We start from the raw sequence: 18,654 nt of genomic DNA on the forward strand, positions 1-18,654 counted from the left end.
ACATTCGGCGATAAACTTATGCAAAAAAATGATTTATTAAATAGAATAATATTTTGAAAATAACGTTTAAGTTTTTGTAAATAAAATGAAAAATATGAAATGAAGAAAATTTAAAGATTTAAAAAAAGTACAACCATACATTAATGGTATGTATGGTTGTACTTTTGGGACTAAGCTTATCTGAAATAAGAATATCTTAAAAAATGCAAAGACTATGGAAGTAGTTTTTTAAACACTAAAGAATTTCTTTGATAGTTATATAGTGCCTGACGGGCATTTGGTAATTCATCAACAGTGACTTGGTGGAAACCATGTTCTAAAAACCAATGAGCAGTTCGTGTTGTTAAGACAAATAATTGACGAATGCCTTGTTGTTTGGCCTTTTCTTCAAGGAATTGCAGAATTTGGCTACCACGATTTGATTTGCGATAACTAGGGTGTACTGCTACACAAGCAATTTCTGCCGAACGAGTTTCATTAAATTCAGTTGGAATTGGATAAAGAGCAGCACAAGCCAAAATCATACCGTCTCGTTCAATAACCGCAAACTGGCTAATTTCCTGCTCTAAACGTTCACGCGAACGATAAACCAAAATGCCTTCTTCTTCTAACGGGCGCAATAAATTCATTAAGCCACCCACATCTTGAATATGGGCTGTGCGAACTTCTTCATAGTGCGCATCGGTAATCATGGTACCCACACCGTCACGGGTGAAGAGTTCTTCAATGAGCGCGCCATCATAGGCATAAGAAATTAAATGAACACGGTGAACACCCGATAAAGATGCCTTTTTTGCTTCCTGTAAATGTAGGGTTAGGGTGGGGCTACTGGTCTGGTATTGCTGAATATAGTAATCAAGTTGATGCGGGCTCAATTCACGCAATAATTGTCCTTCTTCATTAAGCAAACCTTGTTGTTCACCTAAAAAGATTAATTTGTCTGCTTTTAAATAGGTCGCAGTTTTCGTTGCAACTTCTTCAGCTCTTAAATTAAATACTTCACCAGTGGTTGAATAACCAGTCGGGCCCAGTAAAACAATATTATCGTTATCGAGATGACGCTCAATCGCATCGGTATCTATGGAACGAACTTCACCCGTAAGCTGAAAATCCATTCCATCACGAATACCATAAGGTTTAGCTGTTACGAAATTACCTGATACAACATCTATTCGAGCGCCGTACATTGGAGAATTAGCCAATCCCATAGATAACAGTGCTTCAATTTCTAACCGAATAGACCCCACAGCACTCATGACACAGCCTAATGATTCGCGTGTGGTAATACGGCTATTGTCATAAAAAGGTGTTTCGATACCTTTATCTTTAAGGTTTTGATTAATTTGTGGACGGGCGCCATGGACTAAAATTAAGCGGATACCAAGTGAATGCAATAAAGCAATATCATGAATAATATGTTCGAAATTAGGATCGCGGACGGCTTCACCGCCAAACATTAATACAAAAGTTTTATCGCGATGGGCATTAATATAAGGTGCTGAGTGTCGGAACCAATGTACATAATGTTGGGTGTTATTATGTGATTTCTCTAAAGACTTAGTTGGCATACCGATCTCGAATCAACAGCAAAAAGATATAAAGATGATTCTAAACAAAAAAGCTTAAAGTCGCATGTTTTAGATATAAAAACACCCAAATTAGATTTGGGTGTCTGATATTTTGTTAAATTAACGAATCACTTTAATGATTTTATGGCTTTGTTCATTTACCAGTACATAGTTACCATTCACTTTATACCATTTTTGAAAACGCCCTGGCTTGGTCAGTTTCTGGTGTGAGCGGTAGTCAACTGCATAACGTGGGTGCTGATATTCACGGGGTACAACTTGACCTGCTCGCCAGTCATTGCGATGGTCGTCTTTTTTAATCACTTTAACTGTTTTTACTTCATGGTTTGGGTAATTACCATGACGATCATGGTCATTTGGAGCAGCCATTGCTGTTGTTGCGATTAAACCACTCATTGAAAGAACAATTGCTGTTGTTAGTTTTTTCATCATGAACCTCGAATGATCAATTAAATTTCGATAATTGAAGATTAGTGAATAATTAAAGATAAATCGTGAAGACTAAGAACGATAAATGTGAAAAAATTCTATGAAATAAGAAGAAATTTAGAATATATGAATTTTTATTATCTAATTGATATATAAAATAAAAAAAGGATAAAGCCGATGGGCTTTATCTTTTTTACTAACTGATGAGTGAGGAGCTATCAGTTTTATAAACCACGAATGCTAACAATACTGTTAGAGTCTGTGTCGACTAAAATATAGTCATTGTTAATTTTATACCATTGCTGGTTACGGTCTGGTTTAGGCAAGTTACTGTCTCTATAGTCGACCTTATAGCCATTGCCGCGATAATGCTGTGGCATGACATAACCTGGCTGCCAGCGATGTTGTTTTAGACGCTCAAAACCACGTTCTTCACGCATACGGCGCTCATCGCGAAAACGATCTTCATCATCGTCACGGTCATATTTGTGCCCACGATCATTCCATTCACCACGAGGCCCACCTTTAGGCCCTTTCTGGCCATGTCCTCGGTCAAATGGAGGATCAGCAAAGCTTGCCATACTAGTAGTCAGTACGGTTATGCAAAGAGTTAAGGTAGTGAACAACTTTTTCATGATGCATCCTCGTTTACATCTGATGTCTCTCATGGTGAATACTCTACGCGTAAAATGCAGAGAAACTGTGAAGATCATTTAATGCTTCAATTAAAATTACGGATAGATCCAGAGTTTTTATCAATAATAAAAAAGGCTTGTATATATCTTTTCAGGTATAGCCAAGCCAGATGTGATGATCGGCCGTAATGTATTTTAGCTTTTCATCCGTAATTATTTAATCCTGAGCATCAATACTTTGTCCATTGAGCGCCAAACTATCTTCACCCATTAAATAAAGATAAGCCGGCATAATCGACTCAGGTGTCAATAATGTTTTTGGATCTTCTTCAGGATAGGCTTTTGCACGCATTGCAGTGCGTGTTGCACCAGGGTTAATGCAGTTAAAGCGGATATTTGGATAGGTATGCTCAGCTGCAAAAATTTTACTTACAGCTTCAATCGCAACTTTAGACACTGAATACGCGCCCCAGAGTGCACGTGCTTCGCGGCCTACGCCAGAGCTGGTAAATACCACAGAAGCGTTATCTGATTTTTGTAAAAGCGGGAGTAGGGCTTGAGTAAGAGCAAAAGGCGCACGTAAATTGACTGACATCACATCATCCCATACTTCTGTTGGATAATGTGCCAGTTCTACTCGATCACCTAAAATGCCGGCATTGTGCAAAATACCGTCTAGACGTCCAAATTGCTTTTCGAGAGTATTTACTAAAAAGTCATAATCACGATCAGAAGCACTCGAAAGTTGTAATGGTAAAATTGCAGGCTGAGGAGCACCTAAACCTTCAATTTCATCATAAATTACTTCAAGTTTATTTAAGGTTCTACCATGCAAAACCACAGTTGCGCCGTGTAAAGCATAACTGAGGGCCGCAGCTCGCCCAATTCCATCACCTGCACCGGTGATTAAAATAATTCGATCTTTGAGAAGATCTGGACGAGGTTGATATTCTGAATATTTCATTGGTAAACCTCCTTCTTTTTATATTGATATAAATAACTGTTAAAAAAGCCTGTAAAACTCTTGTGTTAACCTATCATACGCTGATTTCCCTGTAGAACAGGAAGCTTTTGACGTAACATCTCGTGTAATTCTGTCACCGTATTTACAATCGAATCGGCTTGCCAAGCGGCTAAATCATCACGATGTTCGATAGGTAAATAACCGTATGCTGCCAAGATGGTATACATATCGGCATTGCGACCAGCATCAATATCACGTGGATGATCACCCACATAAATAATTTCATTTGCTGGTATATTTAACTGCTTTGCAGCCAAATACATTGGTTCAGGGTCTGGCTTGGTTTTAGAAACGTCTTCTGGACACACTAGAACTGCACAGCGTTCAGTCAGATTTAATTTATCTAACAATGACTCACTTAACCCACGTGGTTTATTGGTCACAATACCCCACGGAATTTGCTGAGCTTCTAACTCTTCTAAAAGCGGATACATGCCTTCAAACAGGTCTGTATCGACGACAATATTATTGCCATAAATATCTAAAAAGTTTTGTCGATGCGCCAAGAAAATTGGATTGGCTACATCCAGTTCTGGATAAACCAATTTGACCATCGCACGTGCACCCTCAGAAACCTGAGTACGGATGAGGTCTGCATCAACTACAGGGCGTCTTGCATCACGACACATTTGTTGAATAATACGAATAAAGTCGGCAGCCGTGTCGATGAGAGTGCCGTCTAAATCAAATAAAACAGCTTTCATCATGCACCTGTATTTACTGTATGAACCATATAGTTAACATCAACATTTGGCGCTAACCAGTAATGCTTGGTAAGCGGATTGTAGTGCAAGCCTGTCATTTCTTTTAAAGTTAAGCCTGCATTACGAATGTCATGTGCCATTTCTGAAGGGCGAATAAACTTGTGATAATCATGCGTGCCCTTTGGAAGCATGCGTAATACGTATTCAGCACCAATAATCGCAAATAAATATGACTTTGGGTTACGGTTAATGGTCGAGAAAAACACATGACCACCTGGCTTCACTAAAGCCTGACATGCTTTAACAATAGATGCTGGATCAGGAACATGTTCCATCATTTCCATACAAGTGACCACATCGTATTGGCCTGCTTGCTCTTGAGCCAATTCTTCAACTGGAATTTGGCGATATTCAATATTTTGAACATTGTCTTGCTGAGCATGCAAACGACCTACAGCTAAAGGTGCTTCACCCATATCAATACCGAGTACATCTGCACCACGGCGAGCCATACTTTCAGCTAAAATACCGCCACCGCAGCCAACATCAAGTACTTTTTTGCCTGCAAGACCACCAACACGTTCATCAATCCAGTTTAAACGTAATGGGTTAATTTGATGAAGTGGGCGAAATTCAGAATGTTGATCCCACCATTTGGCAGCAAGTGCTTCAAACTTTGCGATTTCTTGTAAATCAACATTCAATTGCGACATGGTGCTACCTCTAAACTTGAGTTATCTTTTTGGATGTAGTTCGCCGTTAGTGTAGCGATTATTGGGAAAAAAGCGATAAACCCAATAAAAAACTTCACAGAAGCAAAACGAATTTAGCATATTTGTTTTATATTTAGGGCATAAGCTAATGCATAACAACTTAGAGGAAAAGCTGTAGCAATGAAAAAATTGGTTTTGGGTGGTTTGAGTGCAGCAATTATGGCCGTATCGGGTAGTGCAATGGCAGCAGATTTCGTTGCTGGTAAAGACTACACCGTGATTGCCAATCCAGGCAAAGTGGAAGTACCGGGGAAAATCGAAGTACGTGAGTTCTTTTGGTATGGCTGTCCGCACTGTTTTAAACTTGAACCACATATGCAAGCGTGGTTAAAACAGGCGCCGAGTGATATACGTTTCGTACGTACACCAGCTGCTATGAACAAAGTATGGGAACAAGGGGCACGTACTTATTATACATCTGAGGCATTAGGTGTACGTAAGCGCACGCATTTACCACTATTCCATGCGATTCAGGTAAATGGTCAGCAGATTTTTGACCAAGCTTCTGCGGCTAAGTTCTTCACACGCTATGGTGTGCCTGAACAGAAATTTAATAGTACTTACAACTCATTTGCTGTGACTGCAAAAGTTGCCGAGTCAAATAAACTTGCTCAACAGTACCAATTAACAGGCGTTCCTGCTGTAGTGGTAAATGGTAAATATGTTGTACAGGGTGAAGATGGTAAAGTTACTCAAGTACTTAACTACTTAATTGAGAAAGAACGTAAAGCAAAATAATTTTGATTGCGTTAGAAAAAGGGCTTCATTAGAAGCCCTTTTTTAATATTTAATTACTTTCACAATCACGAAATAATTCAATTAATTTTGATGACCTTCTTCTTCAATCTGGAAATTTAGCGCATCAAAATTGGTGGTTTGAGTAGGTAGTGACAATGCCTGATTAATATATAAATTAATTAATTTTTGGCGAGAACCAATCGAACGCTGATAGTAAGTCGAATTTAAAAGTAGTGATGCGCCGTAAGTCAGTGACCAGATATAAGATAAATAGTCACGAATCGACATATCATAATTTAATGATTTTAAATAACTTTCGGTAATATCTTTAATCGCTAGAATACGTTGCTGACGGATTTCATACAGCTCTTCAAAAAGGTGCTTCAACTTAGACTCTGTCATCGTCAGATTTTCTTCAAGTTGATGCAATAAAATGGTTTTTCCTGGGGTGAGTAAATGATGAAGCATGTAACGCGGTGCATACTCTTTGAAATCAGTATTATATTTTTGAGAAATTTCTAAAATTTGTTTTTCATTTTGAATAATGAGTTCAAGCAGAAGTTCATTTTTACTTCTAAAGTGCTTATAAAGCGTACCTTTTGCAATATCTAGCTCGGCCACTAATTCATCTAGAGTAATTTCCTGATTGTTTTCTAGTAACAATTTTTCAGCAACGCTTAGAATTTTTTCTTTGCGCATCAAAAATTGTGTATGACGATCAAGATTCATAGGTATTCCCGCACCAGTTTGGCCTAACGAATAGTTTACTTCCTGTAAAAAGAAAAAGACTTTTCTCGAAATTTTAGCCTTTTTCTTTCACTCTTTACGTATTAACACATAACCTGTTTTTTGTCATTTGCCAGTTTTACCGTTCCCAGTTGGCAATGCCTCTAAACAGTAAGCGAACTTGTGTAGATGCATTTTCAATAAAGGCAGTTTGCTGCTGTTTGAGTTGCTCACCTTGATATTGTTTGGCTAGGTTGAGCCACGTCATTGCCCACGTAAATGACATATTTGTCAAAATGGTAGATAAGACATTTAAGTCTTGAGGGTTTTGAATATGTTTAAAATTTTCGAGCTTAGTGAGATCTGTCGTTAAGTCTTCAATTAAAAATTCAATTTCTCTGGCAATGGCTGCACGAACGGTTTCCGAGCCGCCCCAACGTTCAGCAATCATAAATTGCCATTGTTTCGGGCTATGGTTCACTGCCTGCACAAATAGCTCAATGCTGGTTTGAGTTTTAGCAGATTTATGTTGTAAATAACTTTGTCCAAGTTGATGCAAAACGCTTTTTAAATGCAGCGCGACTTGATCAACCAGTTCTTTACCGAGTTCATCCATGTCTTGAAAATGACGATAGAACGCTGTTGGTACCAAACCTACTTCACGTGCAACTTCACGCAAACTGATACTACTGAACGAACGCCCAGACGTACTCAGATGCAAGGCTGCATCGAGAAGTGCCTGACGACTTTGCTGTTTTCGTTCATCCCGTATCGACATTAAAAAAACCTATTTAAACCGTGAGCCAAAGTCTAACAAAAAAGAGCAAACTTTCATAAAAAAAAATAGTGAACAAGTGTTGACTGAGTGAACACTTATAAATATAGTGTACACATGTTCACTATACGAACATGTGTTCACTCAAATAAATAGCCAGAAACAAAAGAGGAACGTATGAACGCAACACTTAACTATCAACCGCATTGGGTTCGAGAAGATTTCGTTGATTTTATTTTGCAAAAAATTAACGTGTCTTGGGCTTGGAAAAGGGTACTTGCAGAAGTTACCGTAGTTCAGCCACTTCATACCGATATGGTGCTCATCAAGCTTAAACCGAATCGTAATTTTAATTTTGATCAGGCTCGTGCAGGTCAAAGTATTTTACTGACTTTACTTATCGATGGTGTTTACCAACAGCGTAGTTACTCGATTATTGAAGTAACCACTCAAGGTGAAATCGCTTTAGGTATTAAAGTACAAGGCTTGGTGTCTCGTGCAGCTCAACTATTACATGTCGGTGAGTGTGTTGAAATTTCACAGCCACAAGGTGATTTCACTTTGCATCAAGGCCAGCAGCCTGCGATTTTGATTGCTTCAGGAAGTGGCATTACTGCAATTTATTCACTCTTGCAGCAAGCTTTGAAACAGCAGCTTGAACAAATTCATGTCATTTATTTTAATCGTGCAGAAATTTTTCATGCTGAATTAAAAGCTTTGGCAGAAAAGCACCCACAGCTTCAATATCATTTTTTTAATACTACTGAGCAAAAGCAGCATTTAACGGAAAGCTTACTGCAAAAGCTGGTTCCTGACTTTGAGCAAACAGCAACGTATGTTTGTGGTCATCACGGCATGATGCAACAGGCAAATGAAATTTATGCTCAAAAAGGTGCTCAGTCTCAGCTTCATCAAGAGTATTTCCAACCACTTCAAGTGACTGGTACACATGCAGCACAGCCTGTTATTTTCCGCCGTGCCCAACACGAGTTTTTAGCTGAAACAAATTTACTGAGCAGTGCAGAGCAAGCAGGACTACGTCCGCAACATGGTTGCCGTATGGGTGTCTGCAATAAATGCAGTTGTACCAAAGTAAGCGGAGTGACTCAAAATCTGTTAACAGGTGAAATTGAAGATCAACCGAACCGTCCAATTAAACTATGCGTGAGCCAGGCATTAAGCCCAGTCACGATTGATCTATAAAAAGAATTAAAGAGGATTAACCCTATGAATATGGCATTAGAATTTTCTACCGTTTCTAAATCTGCTCATTTAACACCTGAACAGACTGAAGAGTTTGGTCGCCGTGTTGAACAAATTCGTCAAGAAGTGATGCAAAGTCTTGGTGAACAAGACGCAAAATATATCTACAAAGTACGTAATTTTGTTCGTTATACCGAAATCGCATCGCGTGGCATGTTGATGTTTGGTGGGTGGATTCCACCTGTTTGGTTATTGGGAACAGGCTTACTTGGTATTTCTAAAATTGTAGAAAATATGGAACTTGGTCATAACGTTATGCACGGTCAGTTTGACTGGTTAAATGAACCAAGTCTGAACGGTAATACTTACGATTGGGATACTATTGCCTCGGGTGATGACTGGCGTGAAACACATAACTATGTGCACCACACCTATACCAATATTGTCGGTAAAGACCATGATGTTGGTTATGGCATTTTGCGAGTAAGTGATCAACAGAAGTGGGAACCTCGCCACCTGTTTAATATTCCACTCGGCCTACAGTTAATGTTTTTCTTTGAGTGGTATGTAGGTGTACAAAACTTACATCTTGAAGATGCATTAGTTTATAAAACCAAGAGCTGGAAACAAGTTTGGAAAGATTCGGCTAAAGTCCGTAAAAAAGCCACACGCCAAGTTTTAAAAGATTATGTATTTTTCCCTGTGATCTCTGGCCCTATGTTTTTACCGGTTTTTGCAGGAAATGTAGTTGCGAATATTATTCGTAACTTGTGGTCATCTGCGGTGATTTTTAATGGTCACTTTACTGAAGATGCAGAAACGTTTGAGCCGGATAATACCGACACTGAAACTAAGGCAGAGTGGTATTTACGTCAGATTCGTGGTTCAAGTAATTTTAGTGGGACAGAGTGGCTGCATTTTATGAGTGGTAACTTAAGTCATCAAATTGAACACCATTTATTTCCAGATATGCCTGCCAACCGCTATAAAGAAGTAGCCCCGAAAATTAAGGCACTTTGCGCTGAATATGGTATTCACTACAACGAGGCGAACTTTATGCGCCAGTTCTGGAGTGTATGGGTACGTTTAGCAAAATGTTCACTGCCAAACCATACCACAGGAAAAGTAATGCAGACATTGGAAAAGTTAAAAGCAAAATTTAAATTTGCGTAATCTTAGTTAATCCAAAATAGCTCCTTTTTAGGGGCTATTTTTATTTTTGAGTTATGAAACTTGCAGACTTACATTTGAAAGTAGGGAATAAACTCAACCTGTCAAAATCCTTTGCTATACTATGCCCAAGTTTGTATTTAAGAGAAGTTAGGAAGGATTATGCGTATTGACCAACGTGCATTAGACCAATTACGTGAAGTGAAAATTACACGAAACTACACCCGTTATGCTGAAGGTTCTGTGCTGGTCGAATTTGGTCACACCAAAGTCCTTTGTACTGCAAGCATTGATAACTCAGTGCCACGCTTTTTAAAAGGCCAAGGCCAAGGCTGGGTAACAGCAGAATATGGCATGTTACCGCGTTCAACACATTCTCGTTGTGACCGTGAAGCTGCTCGTGGCAAACAAACAGGTCGTACTCAAGAGATCCAACGTCTGATTGGCCGTAGTTTACGTGCTATGGTTGATTTGAAAAAGCTTGGTGAAAATACCATCACAATCGACTGCGATGTCATTCAGGCTGATGGCGGTACACGTACTGCTTCAATCACTGGTGCTGCAGTAGCCTTAGTTGATGCTATGAATGTTTTACTTGCACAGAAAAAAATTAAGCATGATCCGCTTAAAGGATTAGTGGCTGCAATTTCTGTAGGTATGTATCAAGACGAAGTACTTCTTGATCTTTGCTATGAAGAAGATTCGAACTGTCAAACTGACTTAAACGTAGTAATGACACAAGCGGGCGAGTTTATTGAAATTCAAGGTACAGCCGAAGATAAACCGTTTACTCGTGCACAAAGCAATGCCATGTTAGAAATGGCTGAAAAAGGGATTGCCGAGCTTATCAAAAAGCAGCAAGAAGCTTTAGGCTGGTAATTTCAAGTTATCTAAAAAACGCATCTTCGGATGCGTTTTTTTATGCCTTCATCAAATCGACATAAAAATATCACTTGCCTGTCACCTTTTCGCTTTATTAGTAGTTCGCATTTAAACCGTTTGGAAAAAACTAATGCGAAAACTTTCACTTTTATTTATTACATCTTTAGCGCTTATGCTCAGTGCTTGTAACGATGACAACAACTCAGATAATTCATCGCCAACAACACCGCCAACCAGCAATTGCAAAATGCACTGTGCACCATAATAAAAATTAAGGATGAAAAAATGAATCGTCGCGAATTTCTTTTAAATTCTACAAAAACTATGTTTGGGACCGCTGCTCTGGCGAGTTTCCCGCTGAGTATTCAAAAAGCGCTGGCAATTGATGCCAAAGTTGAAAGTGGAACTATTCAAGATGTTAAACACATCGTGATTTTGACTCAGGAAAACCGTTCATTTGATAATTATTTTGGAACGTTAAAAGGTGTACGTGGTTTCGGTGACCGCTTTACCATTCCAATGACAGAAAGTCGTAAGGTTTGGGAGCAATACGATGCTAAGAAAAATAAAGTATTGCCGTACCATCTCGACAGTCGTTTAGGGAACGCTCAGCGAGTTTCAGGTACACCCCACTCATGGTCTGATGGCCAAGCAGCTTGGGACAATGGTCGTATGAGTGATTGGGTAGCTTACAAAAAACCGCAGTCGATGGGCTACTACAAAAAACAAGAAGTCGAATATCAATTTGCCTTAGCCAACGCCTTTACCATTTGTGATGCCTACCACTGTGCCATGCATGCAGGAACTAACCCAAACCGCAAGTTTATCTGGACTGGAACGAATGGCCCGACAGGCGCTGGTGTCGCGAGTGTGGTCAATGAATTTGATGGAATTGGGCCATCAACAGAAGGTTATGAATGGACGACGTATCCCGAGCGTTTACAGCAGGCTGGCGTGACATGGAAAGTTTATCAAAACATGCCAGATAACTTTACCGATAACCCTTTAGCTGGTTTCAAGCAATATCGCCGTGCAAATGAGCAATCTGGTCAACCTGTCAGTAATGACACCCCAACATGCCCAGCATACGATGAAAAGATTGACGCGACTCAACCACTTTACAAAGGTATTGCCAATACCATGCCAGATGGTGGTTTTCTAGGAACGTTTAAAGCTGATATTGCGCAAGGTAAATTACCGCAAGTGAGTTGGTTAGTTGCTCCAGCGACCTACAGTGAGCATCCGGGACCATCGAGTCCTGTACAGGGCGCTTGGTATATTCAGGAAGTATTAAATGCTTTAACTGAAAACCCTCAAGTATGGAGTCAAACGGTTTTATTGGTGAACTTTGATGAAAATGACGGTTTCTTTGACCATGTTCCTTCACCAAGTGCACCGTCTAAAGATTTAAACGGTGTCGTATATGGAAAAACTACGTTAAGTGATCAGCAAGTATCTTATGAGTACTTTAACCATCCAGCAGTAGCGACTTCAAAATCTCAACCTAAGCCAGATGGTCGAGTGTATGGGCCAGGTGTACGCGTTCCGATGTATGTGATTTCGCCGTGGAGCCGTGGAGGATGGGTAAATTCTCAAGTCTTTGACCATACTTCTATTTTACAGTTCTTGGAAAAACGTTTTGGTGTGCAAGAACCTAACATTAGCCCATACCGCCGTGCTGTATGTGGTGATTTAACAACGGCATTTAATTTTAAAACACCGAACCTTTTACCTGTTGCTGAACTAGATGGGAAGAAAACCAAAGCTGAAGCCGATGCGATTCGTGTTGCTCAAGCTTTATTGCCACAAGTTCCTGTTCCGAGTCAGCAGCAATTTCCTCAGCAGGAAATGGGGATTCGACCATCACGTGCTTTGCCATATATTTTGCACACTAGTGCCAAAGTCGATGCCACTCAAAAAACTGTAAAGCTAATGTTCTCCAATACGGGTAAACAGGCAGCCGTTTTTCATGTCTATAACCGATTAGATCTAACGTCAATTCCACGCCGTTATATGGTTGAGGCGGGTAAACAGCTTGATGACGCGTGGAATGCTACAAATGGACAGTATGATTTGTGGGTACTTGGACCAAATGGTTTCCACCGTGCGTTTAAAGGTAATTTGAGCCAAGTTAACCAAACTCAAGCATTACCAGAAATTAGAGTATGTGTGGAAGAGTGTGATGCGAATTTATATTTAAAAGTACGTCACGACGGCAATAAGTCAGTCAAACTCACAGTTAAAGCAAATGCTTATCTTCCAAATAAGACATGGGCTATAGAAACGAATAGTTCTGAGAAAGAATTAGTTTGGGATATGTCTGAATTTGGTGGTTGGTATGATTTTACGGTGACATTAGCGGACGATGCGACATTTAGTCGCCGTTTTGCAGGACGTATAGAAACTCAAGAAGATTCAATTTCTGATCCGTATATGGGTTATGTAGAGTCTTAAGTTGCTGTAATAGATAAACGATTAAGCTGAAGTCTTAGATTGATAATTATTTTAAATTAGCTATCACGACGGAGTCTTATCGTTTATTCATCCAGTGGAAGTAGCTAATTTGTTACTTTGGTTTCGCCCAAAGTAACATACGTAATAAAGATTAATTAATCTTTATTACGTACCGAAAGACAACAGTTGGCTTAATAACATTCTTGCGCTTCGACAAAGCTATAATCGCTTTGTCTTGCTCAGGTTGTAGATGACATCTCGCACAATCTAATGTTGGGAAATATAACTAAAGGATGGCACCTGTGACTGCCATAAATATTAGGTTTGACCATTCTATAAAATTTTTAAAGGTCACATTCTGCTTTATAGATGAATAATAAAAATAAAGACTTACCTTTTGTAACAGAATCTCCTAAGCTTGGTCATATTTATCTTTTACCTTGAAACCCTGAATTTTTAAAAGTGATGGGGAAAATTTATGCTACAAGGTTTTATTGTATTATTAGCAGTAGTTACTTTTGTTTTAATGGCTGCCGACCCACGAGATAATGGGACACAAGCGACTCAGTCAGCATGGCAAAAAACACAAGCGGCAGACATGGCCAAGTCGCAAAAAAATACCAATAATGATGTGGATTTTATTTAAGCATTAAAACGCATTGATAAATCAACGGCTTTGACATCTTTAGTCAACACACCCATAGAAATATAGTCGACACCAGTCGTCGCTACTTCGCGTAAGTTTTCAATGGTGATATTGCCAGAAGCTTCAAGTTTACAACGTCCAGCCACATGTTTTACGGCATCAATCATTTGTTGCTGACTAAAGTTGTCGAGCATAACAATATCCGCACCAGCTTCAAGCGCTTGGTTGAGTTCATCCCAAGTTTCAACTTCGACTTCAACAGGTTTGCCTGGCGCAATTTGGTGTGCTTTTGCAATTGCTTGAGCAATACCACCAGCTGCCATAATATGGTTTTCTTTAATTAAGAAGGCATCAAATAAACCGAGACGATGGTTTTGTCCGCCGCCAATACCAACCGCATATTTTTGTGCAATACGTAAACCCGGTAAAGTTTTACGTGTATCGAGAAGTTTTGTATTTAAACCTTCAAGCTGTTGAACATATTCAGCAGTTTTTGTTGCAACAGCAGACAAAGTTTGAATAAAGTTCAAAGCTGGGCGCTCTACTGTCAGTAAACTACGTGCAGAACCAGCAAGCTTTAAAAAGGCTTCATTTGCAGCAACACGGTCACCTTCTTGTTTTAACCAAGTCACCTGCACAGTGTTGTCATAAGCTGAGATGAGCGCATTCACCCACGGCTGTCCAGCTAAAACCATATCTTCACGGCTAATGATGGTTGCAGTTGCCTGTTCATCTTCTGGCGTGAGCATGGCGGTAATATCACCGTCCCCAATATCTTCTTGTAATGCTTGTTGAATATTGATTTGAATTGACTGTTCAAGCAAAGACTGAGGTATGCTCATACGGTTTCCATTTTGTCGATGACCCTAAAACTTGCGATATATTAGCACCGTCGACTTTAAAAATAAGCTGTTTTATTCGTTTAATCGCGATAAACAATCGTGCTGACTACTTTGAAAAGCACATAACTGTTTTAAACTAAAACAATTGGCAAGCAATTTATTGGCATTTCAATGAAGCAAATCACACCGTATGAAGTTATAGATGGACAATTAAAAGGGGCGAGACAAGTTCCTTCTCCAAATTTTAACCAGCGTCCGACTGGGACCGAAATTCAAATGATTGTGGTTCATAATATTAGCTTGCCGCCATCTCAATTTGGAGGTGGATACATTGAGCAGTTTTTCCAAAATAAGTTAGATTGGTCAGTTCATCCTTATTTTCAGACTATTGAGGGGATGCAAGTTTCTACCCATCTGTTAATTTTAAGAACAGGTGAAGTCCTACAGTTTGTTAATTTTAATGATCGTGCATGGCATGCAGGACGTTCGAGTTATTTAGCTAAAGTTGAATGCAATGATTATTCAATTGGGATAGAACTTGAAGGAAGTGATGATTTACCTTTTGACGAAGTACAGTACAGCGTACTAACCGATGTAGTTACTGCTATTCGTCAGGCTTATCCTGAAATTAAAAACCATATTGCAGGGCATTCAGACATTGCACCGGGTCGAAAAACCGATCCGGGGCCTTATTTTAAATGGCAACACTTTAGACAACTGTTAGCACAGAAAAAAACTTGAGTTCATTCATCATTTCACAACGAAAAGATTTTCTAGTTTCATTACAATAGCGACTTTCGAATATAGCTGTAGGTGAGTACGATGGCATTGTGGCGATCGACTTTTATTGTCAGTGCGATGACGATGTTGTCACGGGTATTGGGCTTAGTACGAGATGTCGTATTGCTCAACGTGTTTGGTGCGGGTAAAGATTTCGATACCTTTGTCGTTGCTTTTCGTATTCCCAACTTCTTTCGAAGGTTGTTTGCCGAAGGGGCTTTTTCACAGGCTTTTATTCCGGTACTAACCGAATATAAAACAGGCCGAGCACATGCTGAAGTTCAAATCCTGATTAGTCGGGTATTTGGTTGCTTACTCACAGTCATGACCTTACTCACTTTCGTGGCTATGGTCTTAGCACCTGCAATCATCTATATGTATGCGCCGGGTTTTCATAATGACCCTGAAAAGTTCGATTTAGCGGTCAGCATGTTCCGTCTGACTATTCCATATTTAATGTTTATGTCACTGACTGCTTTTGCCAGCAGTATCTTAAACAGTTACGGTTCTTTTGCTTCCCCAGCTTTTTCACCTGTATTGCTCAATGTAGCAATGATTGCAGGTGCATGGTGGCTTACGCCATATATGGCTGAGCCAATTAAAGCATTAGGATGGTCAGTTGTAGCAGCGGGTATTTTACAGTTAGCTGTACAAATTCCTGAGTTATGGCGTAAAAACCTCTTAATTCCACCTAAAGTTGATTTTAAACACGAGGGTGTAGAACGTATTTTAAAATTAATGCTTCCTGCATTATTTGGCGTATCTGTAACTCAGATTAACCTATTATTAAATACGATTTGGGCATCTTTCATGCAGGATGGTTCAGTGTCTTGGCTCTACAGTGCTGAGCGTATGACTGAGCTACCGTTAGGTTTAATCGGGGTTGCGATTGGTACAGTGATTTTACCTTCGCTTTCAGCCCGCCATGCTGAGCAAGATCAGGAAAAGTTCCGTGGCATGATTGACTGGGCAGCAAAAGTTATTGTGTTGGTTGGTTTACCAGCAAGTATTGCTTTGTTTATGCTTTCCACACCGATTATTCAGGCTTTATTCCAACGTGGTGAGTTTGATCTACGTGATACGCAAATGACAGCACTTGCATTGCAATGTATGAGTGCTGGTGTAATTTCATTTATGCTCATTAAGGTATTCGCACCGGGTTTCTATGCTCAGCAAGATACCAAAACACCAGTCCGTGTGGGTTTAATGTCTGTTGCCGCAAATGCCATTTTAAACGTTGTATTTATTGGATTCTTTAAACTAATCAATTGGCAAGCTGAACATATGGCGCTTGCACTGGCATCTTCTGGTTCAGCTTTGGTAAATGCTGGTTTACTCTACTTCTATCTACATAAGCGTAATATTTTCCGATTTGGCGCGCATTGGAAAAAATTAGTCCTTCAATATGGTTTAGCAAATCTTGCCATGATTGCAGCGCTTTGGTTTGGGTTAAGTTGGTACAACGGTGAACTTTCTCAATGGATCCGCATTGCTGAGGTCGCGGGTCTATGCGTAGTAGGCGTAATCGCTTACTTAATTGGCTTACTGATTACTGGTTTTAGACCGAGAGATTTAAAACATTAAAATAAAAAAGCGATCATTTATGATCGCTTTTTTTAACTAAAAAAATTTATTTTGGCAAAACTTGTAGTAATTCAACATCAAAAATTAACGTGCTATTTGGACCGATGCTATCACCAGCACCTACTTCGCCATAAGCAAGTTTAGCAGGAATGAAGAAACGGGTTTTACCGCCTTCTTTCATTGTTTGTAAGCCTTCTGTCCAGCCTGCAATAACTTGGTTTAATTGGAAATCTACAGGATGATTACGTGCAATTGAGCTATCAAAAACAGTCCCATCAAGTAAACGACCTTCATAGTTAACTTTTACACGAGAGGTGGCTTTAGGTGTTTTACCAGAACCTTCTTTTAATATCTGATATTGCAACCCAGATTTGGTCGTAATTACACCAGATTTTTTAGCATTTTCTGCAAGGAAAGCAGCGCCAGCCTGAGCATTTTGTTGACCTAATTTTTGAAACTCGACGAGCTGTTTAGCTTCTAAAGTTTTCTTATACTCATTAATTGCTTTCGCCATTTCTTCGTCTGTTAAGCGGGCATTTTTTTTCTGTGCACCTTCTTGAAGACCTTGGTAAAAGATATCAAGATTTAAATCTGTTAATGCATCAGTATTATTACGACCCATTAAATAGCCATAACTATAGCTAAACTGATCCTTTGCTGGACTTTTATTTGTTATCGGTGTGGCAGCAAGAACAGATAAACTCATTGTGGATGCTGCAATAAACAAACTAATTTTTTTCATGCCATTTTCCAAAAAAAAACAGGAGAGTATAACGGCTCTCCTGAATTGTTATTATTTCACTGAAATAAGTTCTACATCAAAAATCAGTGTACTGTTTGCTGGGATCCCTGGAAGTTCTTGTGGACCGTATGCAAGGTTTGATGGGATAAAGAAAGTCGCTTTTCCGCCTTCTTTCATGAGTTGAAGACCTTCAGTCCAACCTGGAATGACCTGATTAAGAGGGAACTCAACTGGCTGACCACGTTTATAAGAACTATCAAAAACCTGACCGTTAATTAAACGACCTTCATAATGTACTTTAACAACTGACTGAGCTGTTGGCTGCTTACCAGTACCTTCTTTAGTAATGATATATTGCAAGCCTGATGCAGTGGTTTTTACCCCAGCTTTAGTTTTGTTTTCAGTAAGGAATTGTGCATCTGCAGATTCAGAAGCTGTACCTGCTTGCTCTGATTTGTCTGGGTGCTGCATTTTTTGTTGTAACTCTTTTTCATAAGCTGCAACAGCTGCTTTTAAATCTTCTTGAGTATAAGCACTTGGCTGTTTGCCACGAGCATCATGGATCCCTTGAACAAAGGCCTTAGTATCCAATTCTGGAGGAGTTTGTTGTGCAACTTCATAACCAAGAACATAACTGATTTTTTGAATTGGAGAAGCATTTTTGTCTGCTTTACGTCCGACTTCTGTGGTCGGATGTTGAGTTGCATAATATACAGGTACAAGTGCAGCACCGCCTAAAACTACAGCGACAGCAATGGGTAAGGCTTTACTCATAAAAGGTTCCAAAAATAATCATTTGAGTCTAAAAGGCTGCTTCGATCTTAGCATGCTTCGACTTAAGCATAGAATGTTTAACAAAAAAAACGAGTGGTTTTTTTATATATTTTAGTTAGTTTTAATTTGGAGAAACTTAAAAAATCAAATAAAAAAAACCGGATCATTTGATCCGGCTTTTTTT

The 18,654-nt window shown here is 39.4% G+C and carries 20 protein-coding genes; 9 read left to right on the forward strand and 11 right to left on the reverse strand.

The genetic code is table 11. The features are described from left to right. Positions 1–212: 212 nt before the first annotated feature. The 6 genes from argA to ubiG all read right to left on the reverse strand — a co-directional run bounded on the left by argA (position 213) and on the right by ubiG (position 5,094). A complete protein-coding gene (gene argA / locus RMA95_RS06875; RefSeq protein WP_019457895.1) occupies positions 213–1,568 on the reverse strand; it encodes an amino-acid N-acetyltransferase in 1,356 nt (451 codons plus the stop codon). A gap of 120 nt (positions 1,569–1,688) precedes the next feature. Then, positions 1,689–2,018 (reverse strand): RcnB family protein, encoded by a 330-nt coding sequence (locus RMA95_RS06880; RefSeq protein ID WP_019457896.1) that lies wholly within the window; start codon positions 2,016–2,018, stop codon positions 1,689–1,691. Positions 2,019–2,242: 224 nt separating this feature from the next. Then, positions 2,243–2,653 (reverse strand): RcnB family protein, encoded by a 411-nt coding sequence (locus RMA95_RS06885; RefSeq protein ID WP_039249236.1) that lies wholly within the window; start codon positions 2,651–2,653, stop codon positions 2,243–2,245. 217 nt (positions 2,654–2,870) lie between these two features. Next, positions 2,871–3,617, reverse strand: coding sequence for a YciK family oxidoreductase (locus tag RMA95_RS06890; protein WP_019457898.1), 747 nt, complete (start codon positions 3,615–3,617; stop codon positions 2,871–2,873). A gap of 65 nt (positions 3,618–3,682) precedes the next feature. After that, a complete protein-coding gene (locus tag RMA95_RS06895) occupies positions 3,683–4,384 on the reverse strand; it encodes an HAD-IA family hydrolase (RefSeq protein ID WP_311069976.1) in 702 nt (233 codons plus the stop codon). Further along, positions 4,381–5,094, reverse strand: a complete 714-nt coding sequence (gene ubiG, locus RMA95_RS06900; protein ID WP_019457900.1) for a bifunctional 2-polyprenyl-6-hydroxyphenol methylase/3-demethylubiquinol 3-O-methyltransferase UbiG — start codon at positions 5,092–5,094, stop codon at positions 4,381–4,383. Before ubiG ends, RMA95_RS06895 begins: the two co-directional genes overlap by 4 nt. A 180-nt stretch (positions 5,095–5,274) precedes the next feature. Between ubiG and RMA95_RS06905 the strand changes: the two genes are divergently transcribed. After that, a complete protein-coding gene (locus tag RMA95_RS06905; protein WP_263612645.1) occupies positions 5,275–5,892 on the forward strand; it encodes a thiol:disulfide interchange protein DsbA/DsbL in 618 nt (205 codons plus the stop codon). Positions 5,893–5,973: 81 nt separating this feature from the next. Here RMA95_RS06905 and RMA95_RS06910 read toward each other — a convergent pair whose 3' ends face one another. After that, on the reverse strand, positions 5,974–6,621 hold the full coding sequence (locus tag RMA95_RS06910; protein WP_311069977.1) for a TetR/AcrR family transcriptional regulator: 648 nt from the start codon (positions 6,619–6,621) through the stop codon (positions 5,974–5,976). A gap of 136 nt (positions 6,622–6,757) precedes the next feature. Further along, positions 6,758–7,396, reverse strand: coding sequence for a TetR family transcriptional regulator (locus tag RMA95_RS06915; protein ID WP_000027529.1), 639 nt, complete (start codon positions 7,394–7,396; stop codon positions 6,758–6,760). Between the two features lie 174 nt (positions 7,397–7,570). Between RMA95_RS06915 and RMA95_RS06920 the strand changes: the two genes are divergently transcribed. The 6 genes from RMA95_RS06920 to RMA95_RS06945 all read left to right on the forward strand — a co-directional run bounded on the left by RMA95_RS06920 (position 7,571) and on the right by RMA95_RS06945 (position 13,748). Continuing rightward, positions 7,571–8,596, forward strand: coding sequence for a ferredoxin reductase (locus RMA95_RS06920; protein WP_311069978.1), 1,026 nt, complete (start codon positions 7,571–7,573; stop codon positions 8,594–8,596). A 30-nt stretch (positions 8,597–8,626) separates the two neighbouring features. After that, positions 8,627–9,769 (forward strand): acyl-CoA desaturase, encoded by a 1,143-nt coding sequence (locus RMA95_RS06925; RefSeq protein ID WP_311070023.1) that lies wholly within the window; start codon positions 8,627–8,629, stop codon positions 9,767–9,769. Positions 9,770–9,928: 159 nt separating this feature from the next. Continuing rightward, a complete protein-coding gene (gene rph / locus RMA95_RS06930) occupies positions 9,929–10,645 on the forward strand; it encodes a ribonuclease PH (protein ID WP_004706096.1) in 717 nt (238 codons plus the stop codon). 133 nt (positions 10,646–10,778) lie between these two features. Then, positions 10,779–10,913 (forward strand): hypothetical protein, encoded by a 135-nt coding sequence (locus tag RMA95_RS06935; protein ID WP_264653691.1) that lies wholly within the window; start codon positions 10,779–10,781, stop codon positions 10,911–10,913. 20 nt (positions 10,914–10,933) lie between these two features. Continuing rightward, positions 10,934–13,102 carry a phosphocholine-specific phospholipase C gene (locus tag RMA95_RS06940; protein WP_311069979.1) on the forward strand — a complete coding sequence of 723 codons (2,169 nt, stop codon included), beginning with the start codon at positions 10,934–10,936 and terminating at the stop codon, positions 13,100–13,102. A gap of 478 nt (positions 13,103–13,580) precedes the next feature. Further along, a complete protein-coding gene (locus RMA95_RS06945) occupies positions 13,581–13,748 on the forward strand; it encodes a hypothetical protein (RefSeq protein WP_311069980.1) in 168 nt (55 codons plus the stop codon). Here the strand turns inward: RMA95_RS06945 and nadC are convergent. Beyond that, on the reverse strand, positions 13,745–14,590 hold the full coding sequence (gene nadC / locus RMA95_RS06950; protein ID WP_311069981.1) for a carboxylating nicotinate-nucleotide diphosphorylase: 846 nt from the start codon (positions 14,588–14,590) through the stop codon (positions 13,745–13,747). The genes RMA95_RS06945 and nadC overlap by 4 nt on opposite strands. 171 nt (positions 14,591–14,761) lie before the next feature. Between nadC and ampD the strand changes: the two genes are divergently transcribed. Next, on the forward strand, positions 14,762–15,331 hold the full coding sequence (gene ampD, locus RMA95_RS06955; RefSeq protein ID WP_216984338.1) for a 1,6-anhydro-N-acetylmuramyl-L-alanine amidase AmpD: 570 nt from the start codon (positions 14,762–14,764) through the stop codon (positions 15,329–15,331). Between the two features lie 72 nt (positions 15,332–15,403). Further along, positions 15,404–16,954 carry a murein biosynthesis integral membrane protein MurJ gene (murJ, locus tag RMA95_RS06960; RefSeq protein ID WP_311069982.1) on the forward strand — a complete coding sequence of 517 codons (1,551 nt, stop codon included), beginning with the start codon at positions 15,404–15,406 and terminating at the stop codon, positions 16,952–16,954. A 46-nt stretch (positions 16,955–17,000) separates the two neighbouring features. Here the strand turns inward: murJ and RMA95_RS06965 are convergent, their stop codons facing one another. Together RMA95_RS06965 and RMA95_RS06970 are read right to left on the reverse strand one after the other, a co-directional pair. Then, positions 17,001–17,696, reverse strand: a complete 696-nt coding sequence (locus tag RMA95_RS06965) for an FKBP-type peptidyl-prolyl cis-trans isomerase (RefSeq protein ID WP_263612650.1) — start codon at positions 17,694–17,696, stop codon at positions 17,001–17,003. A gap of 51 nt (positions 17,697–17,747) precedes the next feature. Further along, the gene (locus RMA95_RS06970; protein ID WP_311069983.1) at positions 17,748–18,470 is read right to left on the reverse strand and encodes an FKBP-type peptidyl-prolyl cis-trans isomerase; all 723 of its coding nucleotides are present in this window, start codon (positions 18,468–18,470) and stop codon (positions 17,748–17,750) included. Between the last annotated feature and the right edge of the window lie 184 nt (positions 18,471–18,654).

The organism is Acinetobacter sp. V110_1 (assembly GCF_031798975.1).
GTDB lineage: Bacteria > Pseudomonadota > Gammaproteobacteria > Pseudomonadales > Moraxellaceae > Acinetobacter > Acinetobacter nosocomialis_A.